This window comes from Streptomyces sp. NPDC059201, assembly GCF_042754585.1.
GTDB lineage: Bacteria > Actinomycetota > Actinomycetes > Streptomycetales > Streptomycetaceae > Streptomyces.
Genome location: NZ_JBHZBB010000004.1, coordinates 405,814 through 418,191, shown reverse-complemented (window position 1 = coordinate 418,191; position 12,378 = coordinate 405,814). Strand labels below are relative to the sequence as shown.

14 protein-coding genes are annotated in these 12,378 nt (G+C 72.1%); 7 read left to right on the top strand and 7 right to left on the bottom strand.

The features are described 5' to 3' along the window. Window positions 1-41: 41 nt before the first annotated feature. The 4 genes from ACFXMG_RS16350 to ACFXMG_RS16335 form a co-directional block, all read right to left on the bottom strand. Window positions 42-902 (bottom strand): DUF3152 domain-containing protein, encoded by an 861-nt coding sequence (locus ACFXMG_RS16350; protein WP_383822667.1) that lies wholly within the window; start codon window positions 900-902, stop codon window positions 42-44. An 8-nt stretch (window positions 903-910) separates the two neighbouring features. After that, complete coding sequence (locus ACFXMG_RS16345; protein WP_383822664.1) at window positions 911-1,327, bottom strand: hypothetical protein; 417 nt, start codon at window positions 1,325-1,327, stop codon at window positions 911-913. A 35-nt stretch (window positions 1,328-1,362) separates the two neighbouring features. Then, entirely contained in the window at window positions 1,363-2,322 is a 960-nt protein-coding gene (locus tag ACFXMG_RS16340; protein WP_383822662.1) for a hypothetical protein, read from the bottom strand. A gap of 96 nt (window positions 2,323-2,418) precedes the next feature. Further along, complete coding sequence (locus ACFXMG_RS16335; RefSeq protein WP_383822659.1) at window positions 2,419-2,808, bottom strand: hypothetical protein; 390 nt, start codon at window positions 2,806-2,808, stop codon at window positions 2,419-2,421. A 236-nt stretch (window positions 2,809-3,044) separates the two neighbouring features. Between ACFXMG_RS16335 and ACFXMG_RS16330 the strand changes: the two genes are divergently transcribed. From ACFXMG_RS16330 to ACFXMG_RS16300, 7 genes are all read left to right on the top strand, one after another. After that, window positions 3,045-3,602, top strand: coding sequence for a hypothetical protein (locus ACFXMG_RS16330; protein WP_383822656.1), 558 nt, complete (start codon window positions 3,045-3,047; stop codon window positions 3,600-3,602). Next, entirely contained in the window at window positions 3,599-5,167 is a 1,569-nt protein-coding gene (locus ACFXMG_RS16325) for a peptidoglycan-binding protein (protein WP_383822653.1), read from the top strand. The genes ACFXMG_RS16330 and ACFXMG_RS16325 overlap by 4 nt, the downstream gene beginning before the upstream one ends. Next, a complete protein-coding gene (locus tag ACFXMG_RS16320; RefSeq protein WP_383822650.1) occupies window positions 5,164-5,940 on the top strand; it encodes an ABC transporter ATP-binding protein in 777 nt (258 codons plus the stop codon). The genes ACFXMG_RS16325 and ACFXMG_RS16320 overlap by 4 nt, the downstream gene beginning before the upstream one ends. Further along, window positions 5,937-7,199, top strand: coding sequence for an ABC transporter permease (locus tag ACFXMG_RS16315; RefSeq protein ID WP_383822647.1), 1,263 nt, complete (start codon window positions 5,937-5,939; stop codon window positions 7,197-7,199). Before ACFXMG_RS16320 ends, ACFXMG_RS16315 begins: the two co-directional genes overlap by 4 nt. A gap of 71 nt (window positions 7,200-7,270) precedes the next feature. Further along, window positions 7,271-7,966: a demethylmenaquinone methyltransferase gene (locus ACFXMG_RS16310; RefSeq protein WP_383822644.1), complete on the top strand. Its 696-nt coding sequence runs from the start codon at window positions 7,271-7,273 to the stop codon at window positions 7,964-7,966. An 80-nt stretch (window positions 7,967-8,046) separates the two neighbouring features. Continuing rightward, window positions 8,047-8,619, top strand: coding sequence for a hypothetical protein (locus tag ACFXMG_RS16305; RefSeq protein WP_383822641.1), 573 nt, complete (start codon window positions 8,047-8,049; stop codon window positions 8,617-8,619). Window positions 8,620-8,699: 80 nt separating this feature from the next. Continuing rightward, entirely contained in the window at window positions 8,700-9,986 is a 1,287-nt protein-coding gene (locus ACFXMG_RS16300) for a geranylgeranyl reductase family protein (RefSeq protein WP_383822638.1), read from the top strand. A 9-nt stretch (window positions 9,987-9,995) separates the two neighbouring features. Here the strand turns inward: ACFXMG_RS16300 and ACFXMG_RS16295 are convergent, their stop codons facing one another. From ACFXMG_RS16295 to ACFXMG_RS16285, 3 genes are all read right to left on the bottom strand, one after another. Next, complete coding sequence (locus ACFXMG_RS16295) at window positions 9,996-10,331, bottom strand: helix-turn-helix transcriptional regulator (protein ID WP_383822635.1); 336 nt, start codon at window positions 10,329-10,331, stop codon at window positions 9,996-9,998. A 319-nt stretch (window positions 10,332-10,650) separates the two neighbouring features. After that, window positions 10,651-11,055, bottom strand: coding sequence for a hypothetical protein (locus ACFXMG_RS16290; protein WP_384338798.1), 405 nt, complete (start codon window positions 11,053-11,055; stop codon window positions 10,651-10,653). 205 nt (window positions 11,056-11,260) lie between these two features. Further along, window positions 11,261-12,202 carry a C40 family peptidase gene (locus ACFXMG_RS16285; protein WP_384901293.1) on the bottom strand — a complete coding sequence of 314 codons (942 nt, stop codon included), beginning with the start codon at window positions 12,200-12,202 and terminating at the stop codon, window positions 11,261-11,263. Window positions 12,203-12,378 lie beyond the last annotated feature (176 nt).

Below are 12,378 nucleotides of genomic sequence, written 5' to 3'. Positions count from 1 at the left end.
GGCTCGATAGCAGCGGTGCGCGGCCCCTGCCACGGCCCCGCTCAGGGCACCGGTGGACCCTGCACGTACCGCCCGTCCCCGTCGTACGGCCAGGCGTTCGCCACGCAGCCGAGCAGCCCCTTGATCTGCTGCATCATGGCCGGCGCGGGCTGGCCCGGACCGGGGCACGTCTCGTGCCCGCGGCCGATCTCGTGCCCCACCTCGTGGTTGACGATCAGCGCCCGGTACTCCTCGATGGGACCGTCGAAGCGGGGCGAACCGCGTACCCACAGCTTCAGGTTGACCACCACGGCGTGGTCGATCCGGCAGTTGACGTTCCCCTTGCTGGCAGGGGTCGTCACGTAGCAGAGCCGGTCGGTGGTCCCGGGGGTGGCGATCCGGATGGTGAAGTCGACGGGGCCGGAGGCCACCAGCCGGAAGCCGTACGCCGGGTTCCTCGTCCAGCCCCGGGGGTGACCGAGGACCGAGGCGACCGTCCGGGCCGTCTCGTCCGGGTCCAGCTCGATCCCGTCCTCCACCTCGATCCGGTAGGTGCGCACGGGCCCGCGCCCCTGGCGCTCGCCGCCGACCCGGGAGCGGGTGAAGGTGCCCGGCCCGTCCGCCGGTACGGGGACGCGGCCCGGAGCCGTCGTCGCCGGGACCGTCATCACGGGGGCCGTTGTCGGCGGGGTAGAGGTGGGCGGTGGCTTGGTGGTGGCGGCCGGGGGCGCCGGGGCCGTACGGGACGAGGAGGCCCGGGGAGCCTCCGCCGCCCGGGCCGGGGACTCGTCCTCGCGCAGCAGGACGGCCGTGCCGCCCGCACCGAGACCGAGCACGGTGAGGGCGGCCAGGAGTGAGTTCCGGCGCCGCCTGCGGCGACGGCGTGCGGCGGTGCGGGTGGCACGGGTGGAGCGGCGCGTCATGATCCGATTCAGCCGATGATGTACGAGGTGTCGACCGAGGAGATCTTGTTCTTGAAGGTGGCGGACGCGTTGCCGACATAGCCCGGCGGGATGTAGCCCTGCGAACCGGTGGAGTGCGTGCCGGTGAACACGTTCAGCGTGTTGTCCGACGTGCGGTTCCAGTAGGAGGCCGTATTGTTGTCGACCTTCTGGCCGGCGCAGCTCAGCGAGCCCTTGAAGTAGTCGTTGCCGAGGTTCTCGTCCCAGCTGTGCGAGCCGAGGTCGAACACCGAACTGCCCTGGTAGGAGTTGCAGTACAGGCCCATCTCGTTCGCCGTCAGCCAGCCGTCCTTCTCGACGGCCGAGGCCGTGCCGGCAGCGGTGAGCGTGCAGAGGGCGGCGGCCGCCAGTGCGGCGCCGAGCGCCGTCGGTATGCGGATACGCATGAAGAAGTCCTTCGTGAGGAGCGGGTGGGGAAAGGTCAGGTGGTGAGCTGCGCGGCCAGCTTCAGCCGGGTCTCCAGCTGCTTTCTCGCGTTGTCGAGCGTCTCCGCGTTCTGCTCGATCAGACGCTTCTGATACGCGGTCTCCACCGTCGACCAGATGCCGACGAGGTTCGTCTCCTTCTTGCAGGCGACGTCCTTCGTGGCGGCGGACACGGCCTTGGAGCCGTCGAGCGTCGTGTCGGCGAACCCGAGGTCGTTCTGCGGGCTGACCGGGTCGTCCGTCTCGTACCCGGCCTTCGCCATACAGGCGGACCAGCCCTTGATCGCCTCGCGCACCCGGCTGTCCTCCTGGGAGCGGGCGTAGGCATCCATGCCGAAGTTCTGCGGGACCATGATGTCCACGGAGTCCCTGGTCGGCGCGTAGAGCTTGAGGAAACCCTCACGGCTGCACCCGCCGGCCGGCACCTTCTGGCCGGCCACGGTGATCACGCCCAGCTCGGAGTTCTCCGCCTCCTCCTGGCTCATCGGAACCGGCTTCGACGGATCGACCTGGGCCTCACCGTGCAGGACGAGCTTCTCGTTGGGGCCCATCTGCCGGGCCGGCGGTTTCTGCGGCCGGTTGGCGAGCTCCGGGTTCTCGTAGCCGTAGCGGGCGGCCCGCTCCGGGCTGCTCACCCCGTACCGCAGGGTGTTGTCGCCGCCGGAAGAACGGCCCTTGCGGAGCGCGAACCGGTAGCCGTACCGCTTCATGCACTGGTCGATCAGGACGTCCTGGGCCTCGGCGAGGGCCGCGCGCTGCGCACTCGTGGGGACGTACGTGTCGAGCGGGAACCGGAGCGTGGCGCTGTCCAGCAGCACGGGGACGTCGCCGATGGCGGGCTCGGACTGGCCGGACCCGTTCTGCCCGTCGGAGGAGGAGCACGCGGCGAGGGCGATCACGAGGGCGGTCGCGACCGCGAGCGGGCGGGCCGTCGGGCGGACACGGGAGGTGGGCATGGTGACTCCGTCATGGATCGGATAGCATCCACGGCCACTGCTCCGCCCGGCGCTTACGGGCGGAGCAGTGACCTTGTGCGGGGTGAGGCGCGGCCGTCAGTTGATGTAGGCCGAGGAGATGCTGTTCTTGAAGGTGCTGGTGGCGTCGCCGCGGTAGCCGGCCGGGATGTAGCCGTCGCTGCCGAAGCCCTCGGCGTTCGTGTGGACGCTCCACTCGTACGTGTCGCGGTTCAGGTACGACTCGGTCCAGTCGTTCGTGGTGTGACCGGCGCAGCTCTGCGAGCCCTTGAAGTAGTCGTTGCTGAAGTTCTCGTCGTGCGTGAAGAGGTCGAAGACCGAGTTCGCCTGGGCCTGGAAGCAGAAGAGGCCGAACTCGCCGCTCGTCAGCCAGCCGTCCTTTCCGGCGGCGTTCGCGCTGCCGGTGGAGACGGCGACGGCGCCGAGGAGCAGACCGGCGGTGGCGGCGACGCGGAGGAGCTTGTTCACGAGGTGCCTTTCGGTGTCGGGGACATGAGACCGTCGGACCGGCTCGGGCGGATCGTCCGACTGATCCGGTCCGGGCCGCCGCTCAGTGAACACGAGCAACTTCCTTGCCACTACTGTCCTTTGGGACAGTGTCCGGGGTTGGGGCGATCGCCTACGGTGCTCTTCGGGTACGGCGGTGATCCGCGCCCGAGCCCTGGTGCCGTTCCGCGCCGGGGGCATCCTGAAGGGGTTCTCCTGTGGTTCTTCGACGTGTCCGGACGGCACTCTGCCCGGCTCTGCTCGCGGTCGCCCTGCTGGCGACGGGCTGCTCGGACGGCGGCACCGACAAGGCGGCGCCCGGCCCGACGGCCACTACCGGTCAGGCGTCCGCGTCCGCTTCGGCCTCTGCCTCCGCGTCCGCCGGCGATCCCGCCGGGAAGGGCGACGCGGACCCGAAGCAGGCCGCGTACTTCGCCTGCATCGCCGAGCAGGGCGTCCCGGTCAAGAACACCGGCTCAGGCATCCCGGTCGTGGACCTCGCGAAAGCGGACCCCGCAAAGGTGAAGCAGGCGGAGACGGCCTGCGCCGGCAAGCTCGACATCCCCGACGCTGACGCGGCCGAACTGACCGCCGCCCGGGAGCTCACCGCCTGCATGCGGCGCAACGGCGTCGCCGGCTTCCCCGACCCGGACCCGAAGACCGGCGACCACGACCTGGAGTCGCTCGGCCTGAAGGGGAACCCGGCGGCGATGGAAGCACTGGCGAAGTGCGGGGGCAAGGACAAGACCAGGACCGACGGCAAGGTCGGCGGATGACCGAGCCGGAGAACACTCCGGACCACGCCGTCGAGCAGGCGCCCGCTCCCGCATCCGGCCTCGCGCGCCGCCGCCGCTGGGTCGCGGTCGTCGCCATCGGCGCCGTGGTGCTGTCCGGCGCGGGCATCGGCGCGGCCCGGCTGATCAAATCGCCCGCCCAGGCGGCGGCCGAGGCGGGGCCGCCACCGATGGACGTCCTCGTCGCCCGGGTCGAGAAGAGGGTCCTGAAAGACACCGTCATCGTGCGCGGCACGGCGACGGCGGCGCAGACCGTGCAGGTCGCCCCGGTCATGTCGGCGGAGGGCGCGGGCAGTCCCGTCGTCACCAAGACGCCGGTCGCGGTCGGCGACCGGATCACCGCCGGCCGCGTCCTCCTCGAAGTGTCGGGGCGGCCGGTCTTCGCCCTTCGGGGCAAGCTCCCCGTCTACCGCGACCTCAAGCCGGGGGCGACCGGCGAGGACGTCGAACAGCTCCAGGAGGCCCTCGCTCAGCGAGGCCACGGCACGGGCCCGGACCCGAAGGGCACTTTCGGCGCCGGGACCAAGACGGCACTTACCGCCTTCTACGCCTCCATCGGCTACGACCCGCTGCCGGCGCTCGCCGACGGCGGCGCGTCCGTGACCTCGGCCGAGGAAGCGGTGACCGGCGCGGAGCGGGCGCTGGAGGACGCCGTGGCCACCCGCGACGCGGCCCGGGAAGCCGCCCGGGAAGCCACCGAGGCGCCTCCCGTCCCTGAGGACGGAGGCGGCACCGCCCCCGGCAAGGGCAACCCTTCAGGCTCGGGCGGTGCGGAAGGCTCCGCCGCCGCCGAACGCTCCGTCCAGCGGGCCCGCGAGGACCTGGCCAAAGCCGTGACGGCCCTCTCCAAGGCTCGCGCCGTCACCGGACCCATGCTGCCCGCCGGCGAAGTGGTCTTCCTGGAGGGCTTCCCCGCCCGGGTCGACACCCTCGGGGCCCGTACCGGCTCCCCCGTCTCCGGCCCGGTCATGACCGTCTCGGCCGGTGCCCTCGTCGTCCGAGCCCAGCTCCAGGAGCACCAGAAGGGGCTGGTCCGAGCCCGTCAGAAGGTCGAGATCCTCTCGGAGGTGAGCGGCGTGGCCGCCGCGGCCCGCGTGCACTCCGTCGCGGACACCATGACGGTGGCCCAAGCCCCCGGGCAGCCCGGCGGCACCGGCGGTGACCAGGACGGGCAGGGCGGGCAGGGCGCCGGAGGCGAGCGGGGCTACGCCATGACCGTACGGCCCGACAAGCCGCTCGCCCCCGAACTCGCCGGACAGGACGTGAGGTTGACCATCGAGGCGGCGTCCACCGGCGGCGATGCGCTGGTCGTCCCGGTGAGCGCGGTGTCGGCGGGTGCGGACGGCCGGACCACGGTCACCGTCGTCGAGGGCTCGGTCCGCCGCCAGGTGGAGGTGCGCCCCGGCACCACCGGCGACGGTTTCGTCGAGATCACACCGGTCGGCTCCGTCCGCGTCGAGGAGGGCGACAACGTCATCACCGGCGTCAACCCCGGCCTGACCGGCAGCGCGGGCACGGGTACGACCTCCGGCGGGAAGACCCCATGAAGCCCCCGAAGAACCCCCGGCCCCAGGAGCTCCCGAAACACCCCGACGCCCTCGCCACGCAGATCGGCACTCCGGGCACCCTCGCCGGCACTCCACCCGTCATCGAGTTCCGCCAGGTCGGGCTCACCTACCCCGGGCCACCGCCCGTGCCGGCGCTCACGCCCTGCGACCTGCGGATCGAGCGGGGTGAGTTCGTGACCGTCGTCGGGCCGTCCGGCTCCGGGAAATCGACCTTCCTCAACATCGCCGGGCTGCTCGACACCCCGACCACCGGGACCTACGTGCTCGACGGGATCGACACGGGAACCCTCAAGGACGGCGATCGCACCGCGCTACGCGGCCGTCGGATCGGCTTCGTCTTCCAGTCCTTCCACCTGCTGCCGCACCGCTCGGCCCTGGAGAACGTGACACTGGCCATGGTCTACAACGGCTTCCGCCGCCGCGAGCGCACCGGCCTCGCCCACGAGGCCCTGGAGCGGGTCGGCCTCGGCCATCGCGTCCACGCCCTGCCCACCCGTCTCTCCGGCGGCGAACGGCAGCGGGTCGCCATCGCGCGGGCCCTGGTGGCGCGCCCCTCGCTGCTGCTGTGCGACGAACCGACGGGCAACCTCGACTCGGCCAACGCGGGGACGGTGCTGGCACTCCTCGACGAGCTGAACCGCGACGGGATGACCGTGCTCGTCATCACCCACGATTCGGAAGTCGCCGAGCGCGGGGGCCGGACGGTGGCCATTCGCGACGGCCGTCTCGACGAGCGGACGGCCACCGCATGAGCGCGCGCCGCCTTCTGCCCGGCCGTCGGGCCCGGAGCCGCCCCGTCGAGCCGTCCCGCTTCGCGCCGCGCGACGCCGTGGCCGAATCGCTCGCCGGCGTCCTCCAGCGGCCCGCCCGTTCCGCCCTCACCGCGCTCGGCACCGTCCTCGGCGTCGGCACCTTCGTCGCCATCCTCGGCCTGACCGCGACGACCTCCTCGCAGATCGACGCCCGTTTCAATGTCCTCAGCGCCACCCAGGTCGAGATCGAGGACGTCGCCGCCCAGCAGAACGAATTCGCCGGGCCGGGCTTCCCCGAGGACGCCGATGCCCGCGTCGAGCGGCTGCACGGCGTCCGGCACGCCGGCGTCTACTACGAGGTGCGGCTCGACGCCTCGCACGCCGTCCGCGCAGCCCCCGTCGGCGCCGGCGCCGAGGGCGAGCCGGTCGACGTGGTCGCCGCCTCTCCCGGCGCGCTCGCCGCCGCCGTGCCGACCCTCACCCAGGGCCGCCTCTACGACACGTACCACTCCCGCACCAGGCAGCGGGTGGCCGTCCTCGGCGCGTCCACGGCCGCCCGGCTCGGCATCACCACCCTCGCGACCCAGCCGGCCATCTTCGTCGGCGACGAGCCGTTCACCGTCGTCGGGATCATCGGCGATGTCGAGCGGAAAGCCGACCTGCTGATGTCCGTGGTCGTCCCCCGCACCACCGCGGACGAGGTCTGGGGCGGCATCTCCGGACGCCCGGACGCCCGGATGCTCATCGCCACCGACATGGGCGCCGCCCAGCAGGTGGCCCGGCTCGCTCCGACGGCGCTGCGGCCCGACCACCCCGAGTACCTGAAGGCGGTCGCGCCGCCGGATCCGAAGAGCCTGCGGTCGAACGTGACGTCCGACCTCAACCAGCTCTTCCTCGTCCTGGCCGGGATCTGCCTCATCATCGGCGCGGTCGGCATCGCCAACACCACGCTCGTCGCCGTCCTGGAACGCACCGGGGAGATCGGCCTCCGACGCGCCCTCGGCGCCCGGGGCCGCCACATCACCGCGCAGTTCCTCGCGGAGTCCGGCGCCCTCGGGACCCTGGGGGGCCTCATCGGCACCTCGCTCGGCACGCTGACGGTGGTCACGGTGGCGTGGGTGCGGGACTGGACCCCCGTCGTCCACCCGGAGACCGTCGCCGCGGCCCCCGCCATCGGCCTGGTCACCGGCGTCCTGGCCGGCCTGTACCCCGCCTGGCGGGCCGCCAGCATCGAGCCCGCGGAGGCGCTGCGCCGCTGACCCCCGCCGCCCCGCGCGCCGCACGCCGGCCGTCGGTGCCCGCCGGGGACCGGGCTGCTTGAATGGGGGGCGTGACCCGAGCCAACCTGGACAAACAGCCGCGCGAAGTCGCCTCCATGTTCGACGACGTGGCGGCCAACTACGACCTCACCAACGACGTGCTCTCGCTCGGCCAGGACCGCAGGTGGCGCAAGGAGGTGGCCAAGGCGGTCGACGCGCGGCCCGCGCAGAAGATCCTCGATCTCGCCGCCGGCACCGCCACGTCGTCGCAGCCCTTCGCGCGCGCGGGCGCGTACGTCGTGCCGTGCGACTTCTCGCTCGGCATGCTGCGGGTGGGCAAGCAGCGGCACCCGTGGATGCCGTTCACGGCGGGCGACGGCACGAGGCTGCCCTTCCGGGACGACGTCTTCGACGCGGTCACCATCTCCTTCGGCCTGCGCAACATCCAGGACACCGAGCAGGCGCTGCGCGAGCTGTACCGCGTGACGAAGCCCGGCGGGCGGATCGTCATCTGCGAGTTCTCGCACCCGACGTGGGCGCCCTTCCGCACGGTGTACGAGGAGTACCTGATGCGCGCGCTGCCGCCGGTGGCCCGCGCGGTCTCCTCCAACCCCGACGCGTACGTCTACCTGGCCGAGTCCATCCAGTCCTGGCCGGACCAGCCCTCCCTGGCGGCCCTCCTCCAGAAAGCAGGCTGGACCAACGCGGCCTGGCGCAACCTGACCGGCGGCATCGTGGCCCTCCACCGGGGCTTCAAGGCGGAGTAGCGAGCCCCGGCCCCGGGTGAGTACGCCGCTGAGTACCCGCGCCGATGCGGCGCGGGTCTGCGGCGCCGGATGATCGGATCATGAACCTCCGCCGTCCCTCCCGCCCCGTCCGCCGGGCCCTCCTCGCCACGGCCGCCGCAGGACTCGCCGTCCTCGCCGCCGCGGTGTGGTTCGGCTCCCCGTACCCGGCCGCCGACCCGGAGGCGGCCGCGGCCCGGCTGAAGGACGAGGCCCGGTGGGCGTACGACGAGGCGAGGCTGCCGCCGGGCACCGTGCCGGTCGAGGGCCGGGTGGAGACGGGCAGCTGCTACTACCGGGGCCTGCGCTCCCTCGCCCACATCGACGAGGCCCGCTCCGACGTCCGCAGCTTCGCGCTGCGCTGGGAGGTGCGCGGGGTGTCCGGGGCAGCGGCCCGCGCCGGACAGGACCGCACGAGGGCCAGGCTGGCCGCTGCCGGGTGGAGGCTCATCTCCGAGAACGTCTCCGACCGCGGCTTCCGCTTCGAGGATCCCGCTTCCGGGAGGACCGTCAGCGTCGACTGGTACGAGCCGACGGGGACGTACGCCATGACCGGCTACGTGCCCTGCGGCCGGCTCCCCGACGGCTTCGACGAGTACGCCTGGCCGTCGGCGGCCTGGCACCCGGAGCGGTAGCCCCGCCCCTCCGCCCCGCTCCCCACCGCCCGCCCTAGACTTCCCTACGACCTCATCGCTGACCTTTCGGGAGATCCGCCGTGACCGAGAAGCCCCTCTCCGAGCACACCGCAGATGTGATCGTCGTCGGAGCGGGCCCGGCCGGCTCCACCACCGCGTACTACCTGGCCAAGGCCGGCCTCGACGTGCTGCTCCTGGAGAAGACCGCCTTCCCGCGCGAGAAGGTCTGCGGCGACGGCCTCACCCCCCGCGCCACCAAGCAGCTCGTCTCCATGGGCATCGACATCTCCGAAGAGGCCGGCTGGCTCCGGAACAAGGGCCTGCGCATCATCGGCGGCGGCGTCCGCCTCCAGCTCGACTGGCCCGACCTCGCCTCGTACCCGGACTACGGCCTCGTCCGCAAGCGCGACGACTTCGATGAGCAGCTCGCCCGCCAGGCGCAGAAGGCCGGCGCCCGCTTGTACGAGCGCTGCAACGTCGGCGCCCCCGTCATCGACGACCGCACCGGCCGCATCACCGGCGTCCACGCGAAGCTGGGCGAGGAGAAGACCGAGGTCACCTTCCACGCCCCGCTGGTCGTCGCCGCCGACGGCAACTCGACCCGCCTCTCCCTCGCGATGGGCCTGCACCGCCGCGAGGACCGCCCGATGGGCGTCGCGGTCCGCACGTACTTCACGTCCCCCCGGCACGAGGACGACTACCTGGAGTCGTGGCTGGAGCTGTGGGACAAGCGCGGCACCGAGGACCGCCTCCTCCCCGGCTACGGCTGGATCTTCGGCATGGGCGACGGCACCTCCAACGTCGGCCTCGGCATCCTCAACTCCTCCTCCGCCTTCCGCGAGCTGGACTGGCGCGAGGTGCTGAAGGCGTGGTGCGCGTCGATGCCGGAGGACTGGGGCTTCACCCCGGACAACATGACGACCCCGATCCGCGGCGCCGCCCTCCCGATGGCGTTCAACCGCCAGCCGCACTACACCAAGGGCCTGCTGCTCGTCGGCGACGCGGGCGGCCTGGTCAACCCCTTCAACGGCGAGGGCATCGCGTACGCGATGGAGTCCGGCCAGATCGCCGCCGACGTCATCGTCCAGGCCCACGCCCGCGCCACCCCCGCCCAGCGCGAACTGGCCCTGCACAACTACCCGAAGATCCTCAAGGACACCTACGGCGGCTACTACACCCTCGGCCGCGCCTTCGTGAAGCTCATCGGCAACCCGAAGGTCATGAAGATCGCCACCCAGCGCGGCCTCACCCACCCCGTCCTCATGAAGTTCACCCTCAAGATGCTGGCCAACCTCACGGACCCCACCGGCGGCGACGCGATGGACCGCATCATCAACGGCCTCTCGAAGGTGGCCCCGAAGGCGTAAGCGCGGACTTCACCCCTGCGGACGGCGCGGGCGTACGGCCTCGGTGAGCAGGGCCAGCAGGTGGAGCTGGATGCGGGAGAGCCCTCCCAGCTTCTCCCGTAGGTTCGTCACGTGAAATTTGACGGTGCGTTCCGTGATGCCGAGCGTGACCGCCATGTCGGCGTTGGACTCGCCGGCCGGCATGGCGGCGAGGACCTCCCGTTCCCGCTCGGTAAGGGTGTCGATGTGCTGGAAGGCGTCGATGACCGGATTGACGTGGCCCTCCTCCGTCTCCCCCGTCTCCTCCGTCTTCGTTCCGTCTCTGTGTTCCTGTTCCGGTGTGCACAGCCGGCAATGTCGGAGCATGTCTGTATCCCCCCCAGGACGACGCGACACGAGGTACAACGGACGGCAGGGGCCTGCGACTTCCCGCACCGGACTCGGATAGCTCTCCGCCGTGGCGGAAAGTTGCGCCGGCAAAGCATGGCGGCTCCGGAGGGGAGGAGCGCGCCGTACGTGCCGCCGTCGGCGGGGTGGCCGGACTGGCTCTGCGTTGAGCTGTGCCGACGTCCGCTCGGCCGGGTTCGAGGCGGCGGTGCCGTCCCGCGGCGCACCACCTCGGGAACCGGGCCGGTCACCGCCGCGGATTGACCGGTTGACGACGGCCCGGTTTCGGACAGCTGGCCTAGTACCGGTAGGCGGAGGAGATGAGGGGCCCGAGGGTGGGCGAGAAGTACCCCCGATAGCCCGGGGGTACGTAGCCGTCGCTGCCGCCTCCGTACGGCTGGGTGTACACGGACCAGGCGACGGTGTCCTGGTTGAGGACCGAGGCGACGTTGCCGAGTACCGCCCCACCCTGGCCGGTGCCGGGACCGAGGAAGACGTCGCCCGTGAAGTTCGGGTCCTCGGTGTACAGGTCGTGGACCGAACTCGCTCCGGGCGCACCGGGATAGAGGCCCAGCTCCTGCTCCAGGACGCCGTCCCGGCCGGCGGCCGCGGCCGCCGGCCGGGACGGCGCGACGCCCGCGCCGACGAGTGCGCCGAGGACAGCCAGGGTTCCGACCGCCCGCCGTACCGCTGTGCTTCGCATGGTGCCGCCTTCCGGGAGTGTGGGTGCGCGGCGCCGGGAGACGGACGCGCCCCGGGAACCCCGAAGGCCGTACGCCGAAGGGCCGTCCCTCCCCCGAGGAGTGACGGCCCTCCGTGCGCGTGCCTGCGCGCGTACGGCTGCTGCGCGACCCGTGATCCCGGAGGATCAGAGGATGCGCCGGTGGATCAGAGGATGCGCCGGTGGATCAGAGGATGCGCACCGCGCCCGACGGCGTGTCCCAGTCCAGGGAGCGCTCGACGACACCGGTGGAGGGGTTCTGCGCGCCGACGTACTTGCCGCCGCCGACGTAGATGGCGACGTGGTACGAGCCGCTGCGGCTGCCCCAGTAGAGGATGTCGCCCGGCTGGAGGTTGCTCAGGGAGACGGAGGAGCCCATGGAGGACTGGGAGCCGGAGACGCGCGGCAGGTCGATGCCGGCGGCGCTGTAGGCGGCCTGGACGAGGCCCGAGCAGTCCCACGAGTTCGGGCCGGTGCCGCCCATGACGTACGCGTCGCCGACCTGCGCGCGGGCGAAGGCCACGATCGCGGCGGCGGAGCCCGAGGCGACCTGGGTCGACTCGGAGGCGGAGGAGGACGAGGAACCGCCGTCGCTCGACGAGTCCGAGCCCGAGTCCGAGCCGGAACCGGAGTTCGAGCCCGAGTTCGAGGAGTCGGACGCCGACGTCGCGGTCAGCTGCGTACGGGCGGCGTCGCGGGAGGCGCGGGCCTGCGCCTCGGCGCGGGCCTCGGCCTCGGCGCGCTCGCGCTCGGCCTTCGCCTCGGCCTCCTGGCGGGCCTTCTCGGCGCGCTCGGCCTCGGCCTTGCGGTCGGCCTCCGCCTTGGCCTTCTTGGCCTCCTTGGCGGCCTTCTCCAGGGCGGCGGCCTCCTGGGCCTCCAGGCTCTGGCCGAGGGCCTCCTGCTGGGACGCCTCGGCGGAGGCGGCCACGGCACTGGAGAGGTCCGTGCCGAGCGACCCCAGCGTGGGCATCTCGATGGTCTCGGTCACCGGCTCGGCATTCGCCGGTCCGGCAGCACCGGCCACCGCGATGGTGCTGAGGACGCCACCGGCAACTCCGGCGCGGAGCGCGAGCTTCGAGGCGCTGCGGCGGGGCTTTCGGTGGCTGGGTATGTGAGCGGTGTGGGACATGGGTACAACCGCTATCAGGGCTTCACGGTTCCCTTCAAGAAACGTGGGTTGCGCCACAGTTACGACCGGAACCTGTGAATCCGCTTCGTTGGCGCCCTTATTGACGCCGTAACGGGCAAATCGGGCACGCCTCATTGTGCCCTTGATCATGGGTTTTCAATGAGATGCCCGAATTG

What these genes read in the sequence shown, in the direction of transcription:
- ACFXMG_RS16290 (WP_384338798.1), bottom strand. Translation starts at nt 11,055, where the DNA reads ATGCGAAGCACAGCGGTACGGCGGGCGGTCGGAACCCTGGCTGTCCTC.
- ACFXMG_RS16320 (WP_383822650.1), top strand. Translation starts at nt 5,164, where the DNA reads ATGAAGCCCCCGAAGAACCCCCGGCCCCAGGAGCTCCCGAAACACCCC.
- ACFXMG_RS16315 (WP_383822647.1), top strand. Translation starts at nt 5,937, where the DNA reads ATGAGCGCGCGCCGCCTTCTGCCCGGCCGTCGGGCCCGGAGCCGCCCC.
- ACFXMG_RS16325 (WP_383822653.1), top strand. Translation starts at nt 3,599, where the DNA reads ATGACCGAGCCGGAGAACACTCCGGACCACGCCGTCGAGCAGGCGCCC.
- ACFXMG_RS16285 (WP_384901293.1), bottom strand. Translation starts at nt 12,202, where the DNA reads ATGTCCCACACCGCTCACATACCCAGCCACCGAAAGCCCCGCCGCAGC.
- ACFXMG_RS16345 (WP_383822664.1), bottom strand. Translation starts at nt 1,327, where the DNA reads ATGCGTATCCGCATACCGACGGCGCTCGGCGCCGCACTGGCGGCCGCC.
- ACFXMG_RS16295 (WP_383822635.1), bottom strand. Translation starts at nt 10,331, where the DNA reads ATGCTCCGACATTGCCGGCTGTGCACACCGGAACAGGAACACAGAGAC.
- ACFXMG_RS16305 (WP_383822641.1), top strand. Translation starts at nt 8,047, where the DNA reads ATGAACCTCCGCCGTCCCTCCCGCCCCGTCCGCCGGGCCCTCCTCGCC.
- ACFXMG_RS16350 (WP_383822667.1), bottom strand. Translation starts at nt 902, where the DNA reads ATGACGCGCCGCTCCACCCGTGCCACCCGCACCGCCGCACGCCGTCGC.
- ACFXMG_RS16340 (WP_383822662.1), bottom strand. Translation starts at nt 2,322, where the DNA reads ATGCCCACCTCCCGTGTCCGCCCGACGGCCCGCCCGCTCGCGGTCGCG.